Origin of the sequence: Streptomyces sp. SID486 (assembly GCF_009865385.1) — a bacterium.
Lineage (GTDB): Bacteria > Actinomycetota > Actinomycetes > Streptomycetales > Streptomycetaceae > Streptomyces.
The window spans coordinates 1-17,765 of sequence record NZ_WWJT01000002.1 but is presented as its reverse complement, the minus strand read 5'-3'; the positions used below and the strand labels follow the sequence as shown (position 1 = coordinate 17,765).

The following is a 17,765-nucleotide window of genomic DNA, read 5'->3' as shown; positions in this document are numbered from 1 at the left end:
CGCGCCGGGTCAGCCCACTGTCTCCTGACGGGTCGCCAGTGCCCAGATGACGAAGACGTCGATCGCCATCAGGACCAGCGACCAGACGGGCGCGTACGGCAGGAACAGGAACTGGGCGATGAGGCTCAGCGCGACGAGGAACAAACCGGCGAACCGGGCCCACGCCATGTCCATCAGCAGGCCGACACCGGTCAGGAGGACCAGGGCGCCGATGACGATGTGGACGGTGCCCCAGCCGGTCAGGTTCATCTTGTAGATGTACGCGCCGATGCGGAAGTAGACGTCGTCCCCGGCGACCGCGGCGATCCCCTGCAGGAGCGCGAGGATGCCGCTGCACACCATGAGGACTCCGGCGAACGTGACACCGCCGGTCACCCATCCGCCGCCGCGGGCCGTGGGCTGCCGGGGCGTTCGCGCGCCGCCCGGCGGAGTCGGTTCGGTGGGGTGCGCTGCCTGGCTCATGGGCGTTCCTTTCTGCCTCCCCGCTCGTGCGGTACGCGCTGTCCTCGCGTGGGCGCACCGCCACTCCGAGCGTCGGCCGGGCGCCGCCCGGGCGCACTGCGGATTAGGCCGTTCGGGTGACATCCGGGACGTCCGGCCGCACGGAAGGAACCCGGGACCACCGGGGATGGAGGTGTCCGGCGGCCCGGAGAGTGGTGGGGCGGTCCTCGCGGCGGACCTCCGCGCCGGCGCCGGCCGACGGCCGCGGACGCGGTCCGGCTCAGGGGAGCTGTGCGGCGAACGCCTCGTAGGCCCGGTCGTCGAAGAGTACGAAGCTCACCTCTTCGACGGCCGTCCGTGCGCCGCGGACCGCCTCCACGGCGATCCGGGCCGCGTCCCGCATCGGCCACCGGTAGACGCCGGTGGAAACGGCGGGGAAGGCGACCGTGCGGGCGCCCAGCTCGTCGGCCACGCGGAGCGACTCGCGGTAGCACGAGGCCAGCAGTTCCGAGCGGTCCTCGCTCGCCGACCAGACCGGGCCCACGGTGTGGATCACCCAGCGGGCGTTCAGGTCGCCCGCCGTGGTGGCGACGGCCTGGCCGGTGGGGAGGCCCTTTCCGTACCGGGAGGCGCGCAGGGCCCGGCACTCCTCCAGGACGGCGGGGCCGCCGCGGCGGTGGATCGCGCCGTCCACGCCGCCGCCGCCGAGGAGGGAGGAGTTGGCCGCGTTGACGATGGCGTCGGCGGTCTGCCGGGTGATGTCGCCCTGGACGAGGGTGATGGTCGTCATGGCTGCCTCGGTCGGTGGTCCGTCGTCAGGTCTGCCGCAGTCTGCGCCAGACGGCCTTGGCCGCGTTGTGTCCCGACATGCCGTGGACGCCGGGACCCGGCGGGGTGGCCGAGGAGCAGATGAAGACGGCGGGGTGAGGGGTGTGGTACGGGAACAGGGACAGTCTGGGGCGCAGCAGCAGCTGGAGTCCGGAGGCGGCGCCGCAGGCGATGTCGCCGCCCACGTAGTTGGCGTTGCGGGCGGCCATCTCGGCGGGGCCGGCGGTGGCACGGGCGAGCACGCGGTCGCGGAAGCCGGGGGCGAAGCGCTCCAGCTGGCGTTCTATGGCCTCGGTGAGGTCCCCGGACCAGCCGTTCGGTACATGACCGTAGGCCCAGAAGACCTGTTTGCCCTCGGGGGCGCGGGTGGGGTCGGCGAGGCCGGGCTGCACGGTGATCAGGAACGGCCTGTCGGGGGCGCGGCCCTCGCGGGAGACGGCGCGCAGGGCGGTGCCGATCTCGGCGTGGTCCGCGCCGATCTGGACGGTGCCGGCGCGACGGGCCTCGGGCGCGGTCCACGGCACCGGGCCGTCCAGCGCGTAGTCGATCTTGAAGACGCTCGGTCCGTAGCGGTAGTTCGCGTAGTGGTCGCCGAATCCGGCGATGCGGGCGAGCGCGGTGGGCGAGGTGTCGAAGACGTACGCGCGGGCGGGCGGCAGGTCGTCCAGCCGCTTGACCTCGTAGTCGGTGTGCACCTCGCCGCCGAGGTCCGTCAGGTACGCGGCGAGGGCGTCGGAGACGGCCTGGGAGCCGCCCCGGGGCACCGGCCAGCCGCGGGCGTGCGCGGACAGGGCGAAGACCAGCCCGATGGCGCCGGTGGCCAGGCCGTCGAGGGGGGCCATCACATGCGCGACCAGGCCGGCGAAGAGGGTCTTGACCCGCTCGTCCTTGAAGCGGCGCATCAGCCATGTGGACGGCGGGAGCCCGGCCAGGCCGAAACGGGCGAGGGTGACGGGGTCGCGCGGCAGCGCCGTCAGCGGCAGGGACATGAAGTCCCGGACGAGGGTGTCCCAGTGGGCGAGGAGCGGCTCGACCAGTCTGCGGTACGACCCCGCGTCCCGTGGCCCGAACGAGGCCGCGGTCTCCGCCACCGAGCGGGACAGCACCGCCGCGGTGCCGTCCGGGAAGGGGTGGGCCATGGGCAGCGGGGCGTGCAGCCATTCCAGGCCGTACCGGTCGAGCGGCAGGGCGCGGAACGCGGGGGAGTTGACGCCGAGGGGGTGGGCGGCCGAGCACGGGTCGTGCCGGAAGCCGGGGAGGGTCAGCTCCTCGGTGCGGGCGCCGCCGCCCACCGTCGGCTTCGCCTCGAACAGGGCCACGGAGAAGCCTCGGCGGGCCAGCTCCACGGCAGCGGTCAGTCCGTTCGGTCCCGCACCCACCACGACCGCATCGAGCATCGACGACACCTTCGGACCCCTTCGTCAGCCGACGGCCATCGGGGATCAGGATATGCCGGAGGGCCGGCACTCCCCCGTCCCGGGTGACCCCTGGGGGTCAGGACGCGGTGCGCAGCAGTCCGGACACCCGGCGGGCGGTGGCCGCGTCCCGGGCCGCGGTGAACGGCAGGGCGTTGCCGCCGGTGACGCGGAACGGTTCGCCGGCCGGGGTGAGGTGCGCGCCGCCCGCCTCCTCGACGAGGAGCAGACCGGCCGCGTGGTCCCAGGCGGCCTCCCAGGAGAACGCGACGGCGTCCAGTTCGCCCCGGGCCACGGCGAGGTACTCCAGGCCGGCGGAGCCGCACGGGCGCGGGGCCAGGCCGTCGGTCCACAGGGCGCGCAGCGCGCGCTTCTGGTCATCGGTGGTGTAGTCCGGGTGGGAGGTGGCGACGACGAGGTCCCGGCCGGGCTCGGGCGGGCCGGCGAACAGCCGTTCGCCGTCGAGGAAGGCGCCCTGGCCGCGGACGGCGCGGGCGAACTGGTCGCGGGCCGCGGCGTAGGTCCAGGAGGCGATCACGACGCCGCGGTGGGCGAGCGCCACCAGGGTGCAGAAGCCGTCGTCGCCGTGCACGAACTGGCGGGTGCCGTCGACCGGGTCGACGATCCAGACGGGCGCGTCGCCCTGGAGTGCCTCGTACACCGCGGGGTTGGCGTGCACCGCTTCCTCGCCGACCACCACCGATCCGGGCAGCAGGGCGCCGAGGTCCTCGGTGAGCCGCAGCTCGGCAAGGCGGTCGGCGTCCGTGACCAGGTCGTGCGGGCCGCTCTTCTGGTCCACCTCGTCGGCGGCGAGGCGGCGGAAGCGGGGCAGGATCTCGGCCGCGGCGGCCTTGCGGACCGCTTCCTCCACGTCGGCCGAGCAGCGGGCGAGAAACTCCTCAATGGTTTCCGTCTCTTCGAACATGTCCCCTATGAGAGCACGCCGCACTGACAGCCCCCGCCGCACGGGTGTACGCGAGGTGGAATCCGGACGAAGAGCGGGCGTCCCCGCACGGCCGCACGGTCGCGGGGACCGCGCGGGCGTCCCGGCCGGCCCGCCCCCGCACCGCTGTACGGCCGCACGGTCGCGGGACGGCGCGTCCGCGCCGTCAGCGGCCGACCGCGTACCCCTGCATCCCGCGCGGGTTCGCCGCCGCCGACAGGATGCCCGTCTCCGGGTCTCTGGCCACCGCGCACAGCCGCCCCTCGGACCAGGCGGGGCCGACGGTGACGTCGTGGCCGCGCCGGCGCAGTTCCGCGATCACTGCCGGGTCCGTGCGGGACTCCACGGTCACGCTGCCCGGCCGCCGGCCGCGCGGGTGGAAGGAGCTGGGGAAGCTGTCGTTGTGCCAGTTGGGGGCGTCGACGGCGCCCTGGAGGTCGAGGCCGCCGCGGACGGGGGCGCGCAGGGCGGCGGCGAGGAAGAAGTGCAGCTGCCACTGGTCCTGCTGGTCTCCGCCGGGCGTGCCGAACGCCAGGACCGGCACTCCGTCACGCAGCGCGAGGGAGGGGGTGAGCGTGGTGCGGGGGCGCCGCCCGGGAGTGAGGGTGCCGGGCAGGCCCTCCTCCAGCCAGGTCATCTGCAGGCGGGTGCCGAGCGGGAAGCCGAGTTCGGGCACGACGGGGTTGGACTGCAGCCAGCCGCCGCTGGGCGTGGCCGCGACCATGTTGCCCCAGCGGTCGACGACGTCCAGGTGACAGGTGTCGCCGCGGGTGGTGCCGTCGGCGGCCACCGGGCCGTCCCCGGTCACCTGCGCCTCTCCGGTCACGTCCGCGAGGGCGGGCCCGCCGGGCAGCGGTGCGACGGTGGGCTCGCCCGCGCCCATCGGGTCGAAGCCGGGCCGCGCGCCGGCCGACACGGGCGCGTACGCCTGGGCGGGCAGCCGCGGCACGCGTCCGCCGGGGCTGCCGGGGCGCAGGTCGTAGGACGCCTTCTCCCCGACCAGCGCCCGCCGCACGGCGTTGTAGTCGTCGGACAGCAGGTCCGTCAGGGGCACCTCGGCCGCGTCCCCGTACCAGGCCTCGCGGTCGGCCATGGCGAGCTTGCAGCCCTCGATCAGCAGGTGGACGTAGTCGGCGGAGCCGTACGCGGGCAGTTCGGGCGGGAGCAGGGCGAGCTGCTGGAGCAGGGCGGGGCCCTGGCTCCAGGGGCCTGCCTTGCACACGGTCCAGCCGTTCCAGTCGTACGTCACCGGTGCCTCGTAGGCCGCCGACCAGCCTGCCAGGTCGGCTTCGGTGAGCGTGCCGGTGTGCCGCTCGCCGCTGGTGTCCATGGTCGGCCGCCGGGACTGCCGTACCAGGGCCTCGGCGATGAAGCCGGAGCGCCACACCTGCCGCGCGGCGTCGATGCGTGCCTCCCGGCCGCCCGCGTGGGCGGTCTCGGCCAGCAGCCGTTTCCAGGTGGCGGCGAGCGCGGGGTTGCGCAGCAGCGTGCCGGGCCGGGGCGCCGCGCCGCCGGGCAGGTACACCTCGGCCGACGAGGTCCACTCCGTCTCGAACAGCCGCCGTACGCTCTCCACGGTCGCGCCGACGTTCTCCACGGGCGGGTGCCCGCGCTCGGCGTATCCGACGGCGTACTTCAGCACGTCGTCCAGGGACTTGGTGCCGTGGTCGCGCAGGAGGAGCAGCCAGGCGTCGAAGGCTCCGGGCACGGCGGCGGCGAGCGGTCCGGTGCCGGGCACGAGGTCCAGCCCGAGATCCCGGTAGTGGGCGGCCGTGGCGCCCGCCGGGGCCACGCCCTGCCCGCACAGCACACGCACGGTGCCGCCCGCCGGGGCGAGCAGGATCGGCACCTCGCCGGCCGGCCCGTTGAGGTGCGGCTCGACCACGTGCAGGACGAACGCCCCGGCCACCGCCGCGTCGAAGGCGTTGCCGCCCTCCTCCAGGACCGCCATCGCCGACTGGGAGGCCAGCCAGTGGGTGGACGACACCATGCCGAAGGTCCCCTGGAGGGTGGGCCGGGTGGTGAAGCGCATCTGTCACCTCGCTGTCCACGGGCCCCGCGTCCGGCGAGCGGTCCGCGTCCGCGGTCACGTACGCCCTGGCCAGGCCGTTCGGTTCGTCCGGTCAGCCGACAGGCTACCGGGCGGCCCCGCGGCGGGTCAGGCCCGTACGGTTCCGCGCCCGGGGCGTCGTTCGGTCCCGTGCGGGACGGCAGCCGGGAGGCGCCGGGGAACACGCCGCTCCCGCCCCGCGTTGATCAGGTGCGCAAGTGAACGGAGGCCATGGCGGTGCATGGTGAGTACAAGGTGCCCGGCGGCAAGCTGGTCGTGGTGGACGTGGAGGCCGAGGACGGCGTGCTGCGGCACGTGCGGGTGGCGGGCGACTTCTTCCTGGAGCCGGACGAGGCGCTGGACGCGGTGAACGCCGCGCTGGAGGGCGCCCCCGCGGACACCGACACGGCGGGGCTGGCCGCACGGATCGACGCGGCGCTTCCGGCGGGGACGGTGATGTACGGCCTGACCGCGGAGGGCGTCGGTGTCGCGGTGCGGCGCGCGCTCGCCCGCGCCACCGACTGGACCGACTACGACTGGCAGCTGATCCACGAGGCCCCGCAGCCGCCGGCCCTGCACATGGCGCTGGACGAGGTGCTCACCGCCGAGGTGGCAGCGGGCCGGCGCCCGCCGACGCTGCGGGTGTGGGAGTGGGGCGCCCCGGCGGTGGTCATCGGCAGCTTCCAGTCGCTGCGCAACGAGGTGGACCCCGAGGGCGCCGCCCGGCACGGTGTCGAGGTGGTGCGGCGGATCTCCGGCGGCGGCGCGATGTTCGTGGAGCCCGGCAACACCATCACGTACTCGCTGTCGGTGCCCGAGTCCCTCGTCCAGGGGCTGTCCTTCCAGGACAGCTACGCCTACCTCGACGACTGGGTGCTGGGCGCCCTCGGCGACATGGGCGTCCGGGCCTGGTACCAGCCGCTGAACGACATCGCCACGGACCAGGGCAAGATCGCGGGCGCGGCCCAGAAGCGGATCGTCGGCCCCGGCGGGGGCCCCGGTGCCGTGCTGCATCACGTGACCATGTCGTACGACATCGACGCCGACAAGATGGTCGAGGTGCTGCGGATCGGGCGGGAGAAGCTGTCCGGCAAGGGGACGACCAGTGCGAAGAAGCGGGTCGATCCGCTGCGGCGGCAGACGGGGCTGGCCCGCGAGGCCGTCATCGACCGGATGATCGGCTCCTTCCGGGCGCGCTACGGCCTGGCGCGGGGCGAGCTCACCGCCGGGGAACTGGCCCGGGCACGGGAACTGGCGCGGACCAAGTTCGGCTCGCCCGCCTGGACGGCGCGGGTGCCGTGAGCGGGCGGCGGGCCGGGCCCACGTCGCCGCGGAGTCCGTCGACGGCGGAGGGCGACTGGCCGGGGATGTGTGGCATGGCGTCACGAGTGTCTGCCGAGGCGCCCGCCCGCGGGGCCTCCGTTCCCGTCCCGGCGCTGCCGAGGCTGGGGCGGACGTGGTACCGGCGCGGCCCGGCCTACTGGCTGCGCCGCACCCGTACGACGGTCTTCGTGCTGTCCGCCATGACGCTGTCCGGCCTGTTCGCCCTGGGCCTGTACTCGGGGTTCCGCGACCTGCTGCCGCCCACCGTGCGTGTCGTGTGGGACGGCGTCCAGGCGGCCGCGTCCGTCGTGACAGCGGGGTGGGGCTGGGTGACCCAGCGCCGGGGCCACCGCGCGGCACTGCTGAGTCCCCCCTCTCCCGACCGGTCCCGGCGGGCCCGCCGGGACCACGCCGGGCGCGTGCCGGGCCGGATCGCCTGGGGCCGCGGGCTCGTGCTGCTCGCCGCTCCCGTGGTACCGGCGTTCGCCGCGTACACCGCCGGCTGGCTGGCCGCCTGGCTCACCGTCCGTGAGTACCCGAGCGAGGTCGGCGCCCGCCGCTGGACGGAGGAGCACTCCACGGGCGCATAACGGGCCAAGCCGTACGTCACGCGCGCGGGGCGGTGACCGGCCGGATACGCAGCGAGATTCCGCTTCCGCCCCACAGGCAGTCGTGTGACACTGTCGCCCTGTCCACACTGCGGACCCCTCCGCACCACCTCCCCCACGAGAAGTGCGCCGTGCGTTCCTTTCCTCTGCCGCTCGCGCTCACCGCGCGTCTGTCACCGGTCGTGGTACTCGCCTGCGCCGGCTGGGCGCTGACGTCCGGTCCGGCGGCCCCGCCGGCCGCCGCCGGGCACCGGACGGCCCAGAGTTCACCCGCGGGGTCCTCCTCCGCGGCCCCGTCCTCCACCGCGGCGGCGAACGCGTACGCCACGGCGCCCGCCCCCTGTTCCGGTGTGCCGGGCGACACCGTCGAGTCCCTGGTGCCGGGGGCGAAGACGGCCGGCAAGGAGATCCCGTCGACGGACACCCGGCTGCGCCGCACCTGTTCCTGGAACGCGCTCCACGGCTACGACTACCGCTGGCTCGACGTGTCGTTCGAGATCAGTCCGTCGGAGCAGGAGGCGAGGAAGGAGTACGAGCAGCGGGTGGCGGAGCGCGGCGGCGGCGGGGCCGTCCCGGGGCTCGGCGACGGCGCCTACTCCGTCGTGAACCTCACCACGGAGGACAAGCAGCAGACCCGCGAGGGCGTGGTGCTGGCCCGCGTCGCCAACGCCATCGTCGTCGTCACGTACAGCGGCAGTGACTTCGAGTCGAAGCAGGCACCCGGCACCGACGAGATCAACAAGGGGGCCATCAAGGCGGCGAAGTCGGCGGTGGCCGCGCTGGGCGAAGGCCGGGGCTGAGTCCCGGCCTTCGCCCAGCGCGGCCCGGGCACCGGCCGGCTCAGCCGGCCGGCCGTCCCCGGCGCGCGACCAGGGTCAGCACGAGGTAGAGCACCGAGGAGGTGCCCAGCCCCACCGCCCAGCCGTAGTCGGCGAGCGGGGACAGCGCGGGCACGGGCCGTCCGTCGGTCAGCGGCTCGAGGCTCGCCCCGCCGATCGCGAGGAAGCCGCCCGCCAGGAAGGCGACGACCGCCCGCCAGTTCCAGCCGCCGGCGTACCAGTAACGCCCGCCCGCGCGGTAGAGGTCGGCGAGGTCCAGGTGCGTGCGGCGCAGCAGCCAGTAGTCGGCGACGAGGATGCCGGCGACCGTGCCGAGCAGACCGCCGACCAGGCCGAGCCAGGTGAAGATGTAGCCCTGCGGGTCGGAGTACAGCTTCCACGGGAAGATGAGGACGGCGAGGACCGCGGTGATGAGCGCTCCGGTGCGGAAACTCACCTTCCTGGGGGCGACGTTGGAGAAGTCGAAGGCGGGCGAGACCAGGTTGGCCGCGATGTTCACGGAGAGGGTGGCCACCAGGACCGTGACGAGGGCGTAGAGCAGGCCGATCACGTTGTCCGTCTTCGCCGCCAGCTGCACCGGATCCCAGACCGGCTCGCCGTACACCGCCTGCGAGCCGGAGGTGACCAGCACCGACAGGAACGCGAACAGGGTCATCGTGGTGGGCAGGCCGAGAGCCTGGCCCCACGTCTGCGCCTTCTGGCTGCGGCCGTACCGGGTGAAGTCCGGGATGTTCAGGCTCAGGGTGGACCAGAAGCCGATCATGCCCATCAGCGAGGGCCAGAACAGCTTCCAGAAGTCCCCGCCCCAGCCCAGTTCGGAGGGCTGGTCGAAGAGCGGGCCGACGCCGCCGGCCTTGCTGCTCATCCACCACAGCATGACGAAGGCGCCGACGAGGACGAAGGGCGCGGCCCAGTTCTCGAAGCGGCGGACGGTCTCCATCCCCCGGTGGATGATCGCGACCTGGACGGCCCAGAAGACCGCGAAGGACAGCCACATGGTCCAGGCGTGGCCGCCGAGTCGCGCGGCGTCCGACCAGCTGTCGCCGATCAGCTTGCCGGCGAGGAAGTAGATCGCCTCACCGCCGATCCAGGTCTGGATGCCGAACCAGCCGCAGGCGACCAGCGCCCGCACGACGGCGGGGAGGTTGGCGCCGCGGACGCCGAAGGCGGCGCGGGCGAAGACCGGGAAGGGGATGCCGTACTTGGGGCCGGCGTGTCCGGTCAGCAGCATCGGGACCAGCACGATCAGGTTGGCGAGGGCGATGGTGAACACCGCCTGTCTCCAGTCCATCCCGACGGCGATCAGGCCGGAGGCGAGGGTCCAGGACGCGGTGTTGTGGGCCATGCCGACCCAGAGGGCGGAGAAGTTGTACGTCGTCCACGTGCGCCCCGTCGCGGGGACCGGGAGCAGGTCCTCGTTGGCGTAGGGGCCGCTGGGCGGCGGTGTGCCGGGGGCGAGTTCCACGCGCCCGTCGGGGAGGGTGACCTGTCCGGAGGGCGGTATGGCCGTGGGAGCGGTGTCGGTCATGGGCTGGCCAATCGGGGAGAGGCGGGTCGGCGGAGGCCGTGCGGGCACCAGCCCCCTCCCCGGGACGGCGGGGAGGGGTGACCAAGGGGGCGTGGGGTGGTGGACGGGGGCCGGGTCAGGTGTTGAGGGCGGGGATCACCTGTGTGCCGTAGGCGTCGATGGTGGCCTCCTGGGCGTCGTGCATGTCGTAGACCGCGAACTGGTCGACGCCCAGGGCGCGGAGGGCCTCCAGCTTCTCGACGTGCCGGCGGGCGGTGCCGATGACGCAGAACCGGTCCACGATCTCGTCGGGCACGAACTGCGTGTCCGGGTTGCCGCTGCGTCCGTGGTGGGCGTAGTCGTAGCCCTGCCGGGACTTGATGTAGTCGGTGAGTTCCGCGGGAACCCGGTCGGAGTGTTCGCCGTACCTGGCGACCAGGTCGGCGACGTGGTTGCCGACCATGCCGCCGAACCAGCGGCACTCGTCACGGGCGTGGGCGAGGGCTTCGGGCGAGTCGTCCTCGGTGACGTAGGCCGGGGCGGCGACGCAGACGGTCACCTCGGAGGGGTCACGGCCGGCCGCCACCGCCGCGTCCTTGACGGCCTTCACCATGTACTCGGTCAGGTACAGGTCGGCGAGCTGCAGGATGAAGCCGTCGGCCTCCTCGCCGGTCATCTTCAGCGCCCTGGGTCCGTACGCGGCCATCCAGACGGGGAGTTCGGCGCCCTGCCGGACCCACGGGAAGCGGAGTTTCGTGCCGCCGAGGTCGGCCTCGTCGCCGCGGCCGAGGGCCCGGATCACCTTCATGGCCTCGCTGATCCGGGCGAGGGTGTTGGGTTTGCGCCCGGCGACGCGCATCGCGGAGTCGCCGCGGCCGATGCCGCAGACGGTGCGGTTGCCGAACATGTCGTTGAGGGTGGCGAAGGTGGAGGCGGTGACCTCCCAGGTGCGGGTGCCCGGGTTGGTGACCATCGGGCCGACCGTCAGCTTCTCGGTGTGTTCGAGGATCTGGCTGTAGATCACGAACGGCTCCTGCCAGAGCACGGCGGAGTCGAAGGTCCAGCCGTAGCGGAAGCCGGCCCGCTCGGCCCGTTTCATCAGGCTGACGACTCGGGAGGCGGGCGGGTCGGTCTGCAGGACGAGTCCGAAGTCCATGGGCACCACTCCTAGTTCAGGTACTGGCAGGTGGAGCGTGGGGTGAAGACGCCGTGCCCGGCGTGTCCGGTGTACTCGCGCCGGTCGATGACGAGTTCGCCGCGCGAGAGGACCGTCTCGACGCGTCCGGTGACGCGTTTGCCCTCGTAGGCCGAGTAGTCGACGTTCATGTGGTGGGTCTCGGCGGACATCACCTGCTCGGCGTGCGGGTCGTAGACGACGACGTCCGCGTCGGCACCCGGGGCGATCGTGCCCTTCTTCGGGTACAGGCCGAACATCCGGGCCGGGGTGGCGCAGGCGATCTCGATCCAGCGGCGGCGGGTGATGCGCCCCTCGACGACCGCCTGGTGGAGCAGGTCCATGCGGTTCTCCACGCCCGGCAGGCCGTTGGGGATCTTGGAGAAGTCGCCGCGGCCCAGTTCCTTCTGGCCGGTGAAGCAGAAGGGGCAGTGGTCGGTGGAGACGACCTGGAGGTCGTTGGTGCGCAGGCCCTGCCAGAGCCGGGCCTGGTGTTCCCGCGGCCTCAGCGGCGTGGAGCAGACGTACTTGGCGCCCTCGAAGTCCGGTTCGGCGAGGTTGTCGGTGGAGAGGAACAGGTACTGCGGGCAGGTCTCGCCGAAGACGTCGAGTCCCTCGTCGCGGGCGCGCGCCAGCTCCGCCAGCGCTTCCGCGGCCGAGACGTGCACGACGTACAGCGGGGCTCCGGCGACCTGGGCCAGCCGGATGGCGCGGTGCGTGGCCTCGGCCTCCAGCAGGGCCTTGCGGACCTCGCCGTGGTGGCGCGGGTCGGTCTCCCCGCGGGCCAGGGCCTGTTCGACCAGGACGTCGATGGCGATGCCGTTCTCGGCGTGCATCATGATCAGTCCGCCGTTGTCGGCGGCACGCTGCATGGCGCGCAGGATCTGCCCGTCGTCGGAGTAGAAGACCCCCGGGTAGGCCATGAACTGCTTGAAGCTCGTCACGCCTTCCTCGACCAGGTGGTCCATCTCCTTGAGCGTCCCGGGGTTCACGTCGGAGACGATCATGTGGAAGCCGTAGTCGATCGCGCAGTTGCCCTCGGCCTTGGCGTGCCAGGCGTCCAGGCCCTCGCGCAGGGTGTGGCCGACGGTCTGGATGGCGAAGTCGACGATGGTGGTCGTACCGCCCCAGGCCGCGGCGCGGGTGCCGGTCTCGAAGGTGTCGGCGGCGGTGGTGCCGCCGAACGGCATCTCCATGTGCGTGTGGCCGTCGACACCGCCCGGGATGACGTACTTCCCGGTGGCGTCGACGGTCCGGTCGGCGGTGAACGCCCCGGCGGCGGGGGTTCCGGAGGCGGCGAGGGCGGCGATGCGGCCGTCCTCGATCAGGACGTCGGCGTGGATCTCGTCCGCTGCGGTGATGACGAGACCACCGCGGATTACGGTACGGCCGGTCATGGTTCCTCTCCCTGGTTGGTCACGTGCGCGTGCGTGGTGGCCGGTCGCGCCCGCGGCGGCGGCCGCACACCGGCCGCGGCCCCGCGGTCCGTCAGGGCGCGGTCAGCGGCGTGTACGCCCCGGGTGCGCGGTCGCGGTAGAACTGCCAGCGGTCGCGGACCTCGCGGAGCTTCGCCAGGTCGAGGTCGCGGACGACGAGTTCGCTCTCCTTGTCGCTCGCCACCTCGCCGACGAACCGGGCTTCGGGGTCCACGAAGTAGGTGGTGCCGTAGAAGTCGTTGTCGCCCAGGTCCTCCACGCCGACCCGGTTGATGGCGCCGACGAAGTACTCGTTGGCGACGGCCGCCGCCGGCTGCTCCAGCTGCCACAGGTAGCGGGACAGGCCGCGTGAGGTGGCCGAGGGGTTGAACACGATCTCGGCACCGGCGAGGCCCAGTGCCCGCCAGCCTTCGGGGAAGTGGCGGTCGTAGCAGATGTAGACGCCGATCCGGCCGGCGGCGGTGTCGAAGACGGGCCAGCCGCTGTTGCCCGGACGGAAGTAGAACTTCTCCCAGAACCCCCGCACCTGGGGGATGTGGGTCTTGCGGTACTTGCCGAGGTAGGAGCCGTCCGCGTCGATCACCGCCGCGGTGTTGTAGAGGACGCCCGGCTGCTCCTCCTCGTACATGGGCAGGACCAGGACGATGCCCAGCTCGCGGGCGAGCGTCCGGAAGCGCTGGACGGTCGGGCCCTCGGGGATGCGCTCGGCGTACTCGTAGAACGCCTCGTCCTGGACCTGGCAGAAGTAGGGACCGTAGAACAGCTCCTGGAAGCACAGGACTTGAGCGCCCTGGGCGGCCGCGTCGCGTACGGCCTGCTCGTGGACCTGGATCATGGATTCCTTGTCGCCGGTCCAGGCCGTCTGGAAGAGGGCGGCACGGATCACTCGGCTCATCGGGACCTCCGGTAGCTCGGTGTCCGGTGAGCCTAGGAAGTACGGAGAGCGGGTTCGACGGGCAGCGTGTCACGTCCGCCCGCGGCCGGCGTGCCACCGTGTCACGTGTGCGCGGGCCCATGTCTCACCCCCGTTGTCGCCGGTGTTCGCATGGCTCACCCCTGTTGCGCGTCGTGCGCGAGGAGTGCGATGTGGACGGAGGCCGCCTGTTCGAAGTCGTCCAGGTCGACACCGAGGCGGGTCTGTATGGCCTCCAGGCGGCGGTACAGGGCCGGCCGGGAGACGTGGTGGAGGAGGGCGGTACGGGACTTGTTGCGGCCGGTCGCCAGATAGGTCCGCAGGACGTCGAGCAGTTCCGGATCGGGCTCGCTCAGCAGCCCGTCCAGCTCGCGCTCGGCGAAGGACTGCACCTGCGGGTCGTCGCGCAACAGCCTTACCAGGCCCCGCAGTCGGACGTCCCGCAGGCGTACGACGGCCGGCGGTTCCAGGGCGGTGCGGGAGCCGGCGACGGCGTCGGCGACGTGCCGGGCCTCGCGCAGCCCGTCGGGCACGTCCTCCCAGGCGGTGCGGGCAGCGGCGGCGGCGACCACGGCCGGCTCCGCTGCCCGCAGCCGGGCCGCGAAGTGGGCGGTGAGCGCCTCGGCGTCCTGGTCACGGGCGAGGCTGAGCAGCACGGCGTGGGTGTCGTCGGTGAGTTCGGCGACGAGGCCGGGCAGTCCGAGCAGGCGCAGCGTCCGGCCGAGCCGCCCCGGTTCGCTGTCGCGGACGGCGAGCGGCACGAAGGTCCGCCGGTTCACCGGCAGTCCGGCCGCCCGTGCCCGGGGCAGCAGCTGCCGGGCGGGGACGACCCCGGAGACGAGGTCGGTCAGCAGGCTCTGCGCGGACTGCTCCTCCCAGCTGTGCGCGCAGGTACCGCCGAGCATCCGGTGCAGCACCAGGGCCTCGGCGGCCCGGTCGGCGAGCAGCCGTCCGGTGGCCGGCTCGCCCCGGTAGCCGCACAGCAGCAGCCGGCCCCAGCGCTCCCCGCGGCCGCCCAGCTCGGCGCGGATCCAGCCGTCGCCCGCGGTGCCGCCCGCCTGCCGGGCGATCCGGTCCCAGTCGCGCAGTACGTCGTCCACCGCGGACCGCTCCCCCGCCGTGCCGAGGACGCGGTGGGCGAGGTTGGTGACGACGACCGGGCAGCCGCTGTGCCGCGCGACCTCGTCGAGCAGCCGCCGCAGCGGGGCGCCGGCCGTGATCAGTCCGGTGAGGGCGGTCCTTACGCTCTCCGACATGCTGATCGCGGCGAACTTCCGCCGGACCAGGCGGGACTGCACCTCCTCGGTCAGCTCGGCGAACGGGGACGGCCGGTGCAGTACGACCATGGGCAGCCCGCAGCGCTCGGCGGCCCGGCGCATCACCTCGGGCGGGGCGGGGAAGGCCCGCCCGAGGCCGAGGACGACGGCCGCCGCCTCCGCCCGGTGCAAGGACCGGATGTACTCGGCCTGCCGGGCCTCGTCCCCGGCGAGCAGCACACCGGTGGTGAGGATCATCTCCCCGCCGCTGAGCATCACGCCGACGTCGGCGGCCTCGGCGACGTGCACCCAGCGCACCGGCCGGTCGAGCCGGTCCCGGCCGGCCACCACCTCGGGCTCCCCGGCGAGGACCCGATCCAGGGTCAGCACCTGGCGCACGGACAGGACCGGTCCGGGCGGCTGGGGGCCGGTGTCCCGGGACTGCGAGGTGGTGGTCATGGCCGTGCACCTGTTCTCTCGTGCCTGCTCCCCGTTCGGCGTGCGGCCCGGCTCAGCCGCTCTCGTAGGTGCCGCGCAGCGCGCGTTCGAGGATCGCCGCGCCCTCCTCGGCCTCGGCCACGGTCAGCGACAGCGGCGGGGCGATCCGCAGGACGCTGGTGTCGTGCCCGCCGCCCTTGCCGATGAGCAGGCCGCCCTCCCGGGCCGCCTCCAGCACCGCGGCGGCGGCCTGCGGGTCGGCGTCCTGCGTGCCGGGCCTGACCAGCTCGACACCGATCATCAGCCCCCGTCCGCGCACCTCCCGCACCCCGGGCAGCTGGGCGCCGACCGCGCGCAGCCGCTCGATGAGCAGCCCGCCGACCCGCCGGGCGTTGCCCTGGAGGTCGTGTTCGAGGAGGTAGGAGAGGTTGGCGAGGCCGGCGGCCATGGTGATCTGGGTGCCGCCGAAGGTCGAGATGCTGTTGGCGTCCAGGCAGTTCATGATCTCGGCGCGGGCGATGACGCCGCCGATGGACATGCCGTTGCCGATGCCCTTGGCGAAGGTGACGATGTCCGGCGGGCCGCTGCGGGCGTGCGCCTGCCAGCCCCAGAAGTGGTCGCCGGTGCGGCCCCAGCCGGTCTGCACCTCGTCGGCGATCCACAGGATCCCGTGGGCGTGCAGCACCTCGCGGAAGGCCGCGTACAGCCCGTCGGGCGGCGAGGTGAACCCGCCGACGCCCTGGACGGGTTCGGCGATGAGCGCGGCCGGCGGGCGGGTGTGGCCGAGGACGTCCTTCAGGTCGGCGACGCAGGCGTCGATGAACGCGCGGTCGTCGAGGTGGGCGAACGGTCCCCGGGTGCGTACGCCGCCGTGGACGTACAGCGTCTGCAGCGGGGACAGCGAGGTCGGGGACCAGCCGCGGTTGCCGGTGATGCCGACGGCGCTGAAGGAGCGGCCGTGGTAGCTGTTGCGCATGGCCAGGACGGTGTTGCTGTGCCGGTGGCTGGTGGCGAGCAGCAGGGCGGTGTCGTTGGCCTCGGTGCCGGAGGTCGTGAAGAACACCCGGGCGTCCGGGATGCCGCTCACCTGGGCGATGCGCTCGGCGAGTTCGACCATCGGCCGGTTGAGGTAGAGGGTGGAGGAGTGCAGGATCCGGCCGGCCTGCTCGCTGACCGCCTTGGTCACGTCGGGCAGCGCGTGCGCGGTCATCGTGGTCAGGATGCCGCCGAAGAAGTCCAGGTACCTGCGGCCGGTGGAGTCCCAGACGTGCCGTCCCTCGCCGTGGGTGATCTCCATCGGGTCGTCGTAGTACAGGGCGAGCCAGTCGGGCATGACCCGGCGGTGGCGGGAGTAGAGGTCGTTCACGGCTGCACCAGCCCTTCGTAGGCGTCGGGGCGGCGGTCGCGGTAGAAGGCCCACTGCTGCCGCACTTCCTCGATGAGGTCGAAGTCCAGGTCGCGGACGAGGAGTTCCTCGTCCTTGTCGCCGGCCGGGTCACCGACGAACCGTCCGCGCGGGTCGACGAAGTACGACGTGCCGTAGAAGTCGTTGTCGCCGTACTCCTCCTGTCCCACCCGGTTGATGGCGGCGACGAAGTACTCGTTGGCGACGGCCGCGGCGGGCTGCTCCAGCTGCCACAGGTGGGCGGACAGACCCCGGTGGGTGGCGGACGGGTTGTAGACCAACTGGGCTCCGTTGAGTCCGAGTTGCCGCCATCCCTCGGGGAAGTGCCGGTCGTAGCAGATGTAGACGCCGACCTTGCCGACGGCGGTGTCGAAGACGGGCCAGCCGAGGTTGCCGGGCTTGAAGTAGTACTTCTCCCAGAAGCCCTTGACCTGTGGGATGTGGTGCTTGCGGTACTTGCCGAGGTAGGTGCCGTCGGCGTCGATCACGGCGGCGGTGTTGTAGTAGAAGCCGGACTGCTCGATCTCGAACACCGGGACGACGATCACCATGCCGGTCTCCCGGGCCAGTTCGCTCATCCGGCGCACGGTCGGGCCGTCGGGCACCGGCTCGGCCCAGCGGTAGTGTTCCGGCTCCTGGACCTGGCAGAAGTAGGGGGCGTTGAAGACTTCCTGGAACCCGATGATCTTCGCGCCCCGGCGGGCCGCCTCCCGGGCGTGCTCCTCGTGTTTCGCCACCATGGACTCGGTGTCGCCGGTCCAGGTGGCCTGGACCAGAGCGGCGCGGACGACGTGGGCCATGAGCTGCTCCTTCGACGCGGCCTCAGAGCCTCTACGCCCGTAGAGCAGGGCGTAGAGGCTCGAACGTAAGCCTCCGCGAGGCCCTTGCCAAGACCATCGTCGTCAAGCCGCGGAGTCGATCACGTTTCACACTCCTGTGGGTGAGCGGATCCGGGGGCAGGGGTGCGGACCGGGACACACCGGGACGGCGGCTCCCGTCGCCGGTCACGGTGCGTGTCCGGCGACGCGCAGGGCGTGCACGAGGTCCCAGTGCCGCTCGTCGGAGACGCCGCGGGCGGCCTGCAGCAGCAGCGGGACGAGGCGCCGGGGGTCCGGGGCGGCGCAGCGGGCGGCCTCCTCGGGGGCGCGGGCGCGCACGCAGGCGTCGAGCAGTGCCAGCGCCTGCCGGT

General features: G+C 73.1%; 15 protein-coding genes and 1 pseudogene. 3 read left to right on the top strand and 13 right to left on the bottom strand.

The genetic code is table 11. The annotated features are described in order from the left end of the window. Window positions 1-9: 9 nt before the first annotated feature. The 5 genes from GT045_RS00195 to GT045_RS00175 all read right to left on the bottom strand — a co-directional run bounded on the left by GT045_RS00195 (window position 10) and on the right by GT045_RS00175 (window position 5,659). On the bottom strand, window positions 10-462 hold the full coding sequence (locus GT045_RS00195; protein ID WP_161297977.1) for a hypothetical protein: 453 nt from the start codon (window positions 460-462) through the stop codon (window positions 10-12). Between the two features lie 259 nt (window positions 463-721). Then, the gene (locus GT045_RS00190; RefSeq protein ID WP_161332905.1) at window positions 722-1,231 is read right to left on the bottom strand and encodes an O-acetyl-ADP-ribose deacetylase; all 510 of its coding nucleotides are present in this window, start codon (window positions 1,229-1,231) and stop codon (window positions 722-724) included. A gap of 25 nt (window positions 1,232-1,256) precedes the next feature. Further along, window positions 1,257-2,666 carry an NAD(P)/FAD-dependent oxidoreductase gene (locus tag GT045_RS00185; protein ID WP_161297979.1) on the bottom strand — a complete coding sequence of 470 codons (1,410 nt, stop codon included), beginning with the start codon at window positions 2,664-2,666 and terminating at the stop codon, window positions 1,257-1,259. 97 nt (window positions 2,667-2,763) lie between these two features. Continuing rightward, a complete protein-coding gene (locus tag GT045_RS00180) occupies window positions 2,764-3,609 on the bottom strand; it encodes an inositol monophosphatase family protein (protein ID WP_161297980.1) in 846 nt (281 codons plus the stop codon). Window positions 3,610-3,793: 184 nt separating this feature from the next. Continuing rightward, a complete protein-coding gene (locus GT045_RS00175) occupies window positions 3,794-5,659 on the bottom strand; it encodes a gamma-glutamyltransferase (RefSeq protein ID WP_161332904.1) in 1,866 nt (621 codons plus the stop codon). Window positions 5,660-5,914: 255 nt separating this feature from the next. On the opposite strand from GT045_RS00175, the gene GT045_RS00170 reads away from it, so the two are divergent. The 3 genes from GT045_RS00170 to GT045_RS00160 all read left to right on the top strand — a co-directional run bounded on the left by GT045_RS00170 (window position 5,915) and on the right by GT045_RS00160 (window position 8,408). Further along, entirely contained in the window at window positions 5,915-6,979 is a 1,065-nt protein-coding gene (locus GT045_RS00170; protein ID WP_161297991.1) for a biotin/lipoate A/B protein ligase family protein, read from the top strand. A gap of 74 nt (window positions 6,980-7,053) precedes the next feature. Continuing rightward, entirely contained in the window at window positions 7,054-7,590 is a 537-nt protein-coding gene (locus GT045_RS00165) for a hypothetical protein (RefSeq protein ID WP_161332903.1), read from the top strand. A gap of 149 nt (window positions 7,591-7,739) precedes the next feature. Beyond that, window positions 7,740-8,408: a hypothetical protein gene (locus GT045_RS00160; protein ID WP_161297983.1), complete on the top strand. Its 669-nt coding sequence runs from the start codon at window positions 7,740-7,742 to the stop codon at window positions 8,406-8,408. Between the two features lie 40 nt (window positions 8,409-8,448). Here GT045_RS00160 and GT045_RS00155 read toward each other — a convergent pair whose 3' ends face one another. From GT045_RS00155 to GT045_RS00120, 8 genes and pseudogenes are all read right to left on the bottom strand, one after another. Next, window positions 8,449-9,975 carry an NCS1 family nucleobase:cation symporter-1 gene (locus GT045_RS00155; protein ID WP_161297984.1) on the bottom strand — a complete coding sequence of 509 codons (1,527 nt, stop codon included), beginning with the start codon at window positions 9,973-9,975 and terminating at the stop codon, window positions 8,449-8,451. A 115-nt stretch (window positions 9,976-10,090) separates the two neighbouring features. Further along, complete coding sequence (locus tag GT045_RS00150) at window positions 10,091-11,110, bottom strand: TIGR03842 family LLM class F420-dependent oxidoreductase (RefSeq protein WP_161297985.1); 1,020 nt, start codon at window positions 11,108-11,110, stop codon at window positions 10,091-10,093. Window positions 11,111-11,121: 11 nt separating this feature from the next. Next, window positions 11,122-12,525 (bottom strand): dihydropyrimidinase, encoded by a 1,404-nt coding sequence (gene hydA / locus GT045_RS00145; protein WP_161332902.1) that lies wholly within the window; start codon window positions 12,523-12,525, stop codon window positions 11,122-11,124. A gap of 91 nt (window positions 12,526-12,616) precedes the next feature. Then, entirely contained in the window at window positions 12,617-13,459 is an 843-nt protein-coding gene (locus tag GT045_RS00140; protein WP_161297987.1) for a nitrilase-related carbon-nitrogen hydrolase, read from the bottom strand. A 155-nt stretch (window positions 13,460-13,614) separates the two neighbouring features. Further along, window positions 13,615-15,192: a PucR family transcriptional regulator gene (locus tag GT045_RS00135; RefSeq protein WP_161332901.1), complete on the bottom strand. Its 1,578-nt coding sequence runs from the start codon at window positions 15,190-15,192 to the stop codon at window positions 13,615-13,617. A gap of 52 nt (window positions 15,193-15,244) precedes the next feature. Next, window positions 15,245-16,504, bottom strand: coding sequence for an aspartate aminotransferase family protein (locus GT045_RS00130; RefSeq protein ID WP_202526715.1), 1,260 nt, complete (start codon window positions 16,502-16,504; stop codon window positions 15,245-15,247). Between the two features lie 29 nt (window positions 16,505-16,533). Next, a complete protein-coding gene (locus GT045_RS00125) occupies window positions 16,534-17,376 on the bottom strand; it encodes a nitrilase-related carbon-nitrogen hydrolase (protein WP_161332899.1) in 843 nt (280 codons plus the stop codon). A 204-nt stretch (window positions 17,377-17,580) separates the two neighbouring features. After that, window positions 17,581-17,765: pseudogene (locus GT045_RS00120) on the bottom strand (hypothetical protein); the annotation flags it as partial.

Excerpts from the sequence above, each read along its gene's own strand:
- GT045_RS00180 (WP_161297980.1), bottom strand. The coding sequence starts at position 3,609 with ATGTTCGAAGAGACGGAAACCATTGAGGAGTTTCTCGCCCGCTGCTCG.
- hydA (WP_161332902.1), bottom strand. The coding sequence starts at position 12,525 with ATGACCGGCCGTACCGTAATCCGCGGTGGTCTCGTCATCACCGCAGCG.
- GT045_RS00150 (WP_161297985.1), bottom strand. The coding sequence starts at position 11,110 with ATGGACTTCGGACTCGTCCTGCAGACCGACCCGCCCGCCTCCCGAGTC.
- GT045_RS00135 (WP_161332901.1), bottom strand. The coding sequence starts at position 15,192 with ATGACCACCACCTCGCAGTCCCGGGACACCGGCCCCCAGCCGCCCGGA.
- GT045_RS00195 (WP_161297977.1), bottom strand. The coding sequence starts at position 462 with ATGAGCCAGGCAGCGCACCCCACCGAACCGACTCCGCCGGGCGGCGCG.
- GT045_RS00155 (WP_161297984.1), bottom strand. The coding sequence starts at position 9,975 with ATGACCGACACCGCTCCCACGGCCATACCGCCCTCCGGACAGGTCACC.
- GT045_RS00175 (WP_161332904.1), bottom strand. The coding sequence starts at position 5,659 with ATGCGCTTCACCACCCGGCCCACCCTCCAGGGGACCTTCGGCATGGTG.
- GT045_RS00190 (WP_161332905.1), bottom strand. The coding sequence starts at position 1,231 with ATGACGACCATCACCCTCGTCCAGGGCGACATCACCCGGCAGACCGCC.
- GT045_RS00125 (WP_161332899.1), bottom strand. The coding sequence starts at position 17,376 with ATGGCCCACGTCGTCCGCGCCGCTCTGGTCCAGGCCACCTGGACCGGC.
- GT045_RS00140 (WP_161297987.1), bottom strand. The coding sequence starts at position 13,459 with ATGAGCCGAGTGATCCGTGCCGCCCTCTTCCAGACGGCCTGGACCGGC.
- GT045_RS00130 (WP_202526715.1), bottom strand. The coding sequence starts at position 16,504 with ATGCCCGACTGGCTCGCCCTGTACTACGACGACCCGATGGAGATCACC.
- GT045_RS00185 (WP_161297979.1), bottom strand. The coding sequence starts at position 2,666 with ATGCTCGATGCGGTCGTGGTGGGTGCGGGACCGAACGGACTGACCGCT.
- GT045_RS00165 (WP_161332903.1), top strand. The coding sequence starts at position 7,054 with ATGGCGTCACGAGTGTCTGCCGAGGCGCCCGCCCGCGGGGCCTCCGTT.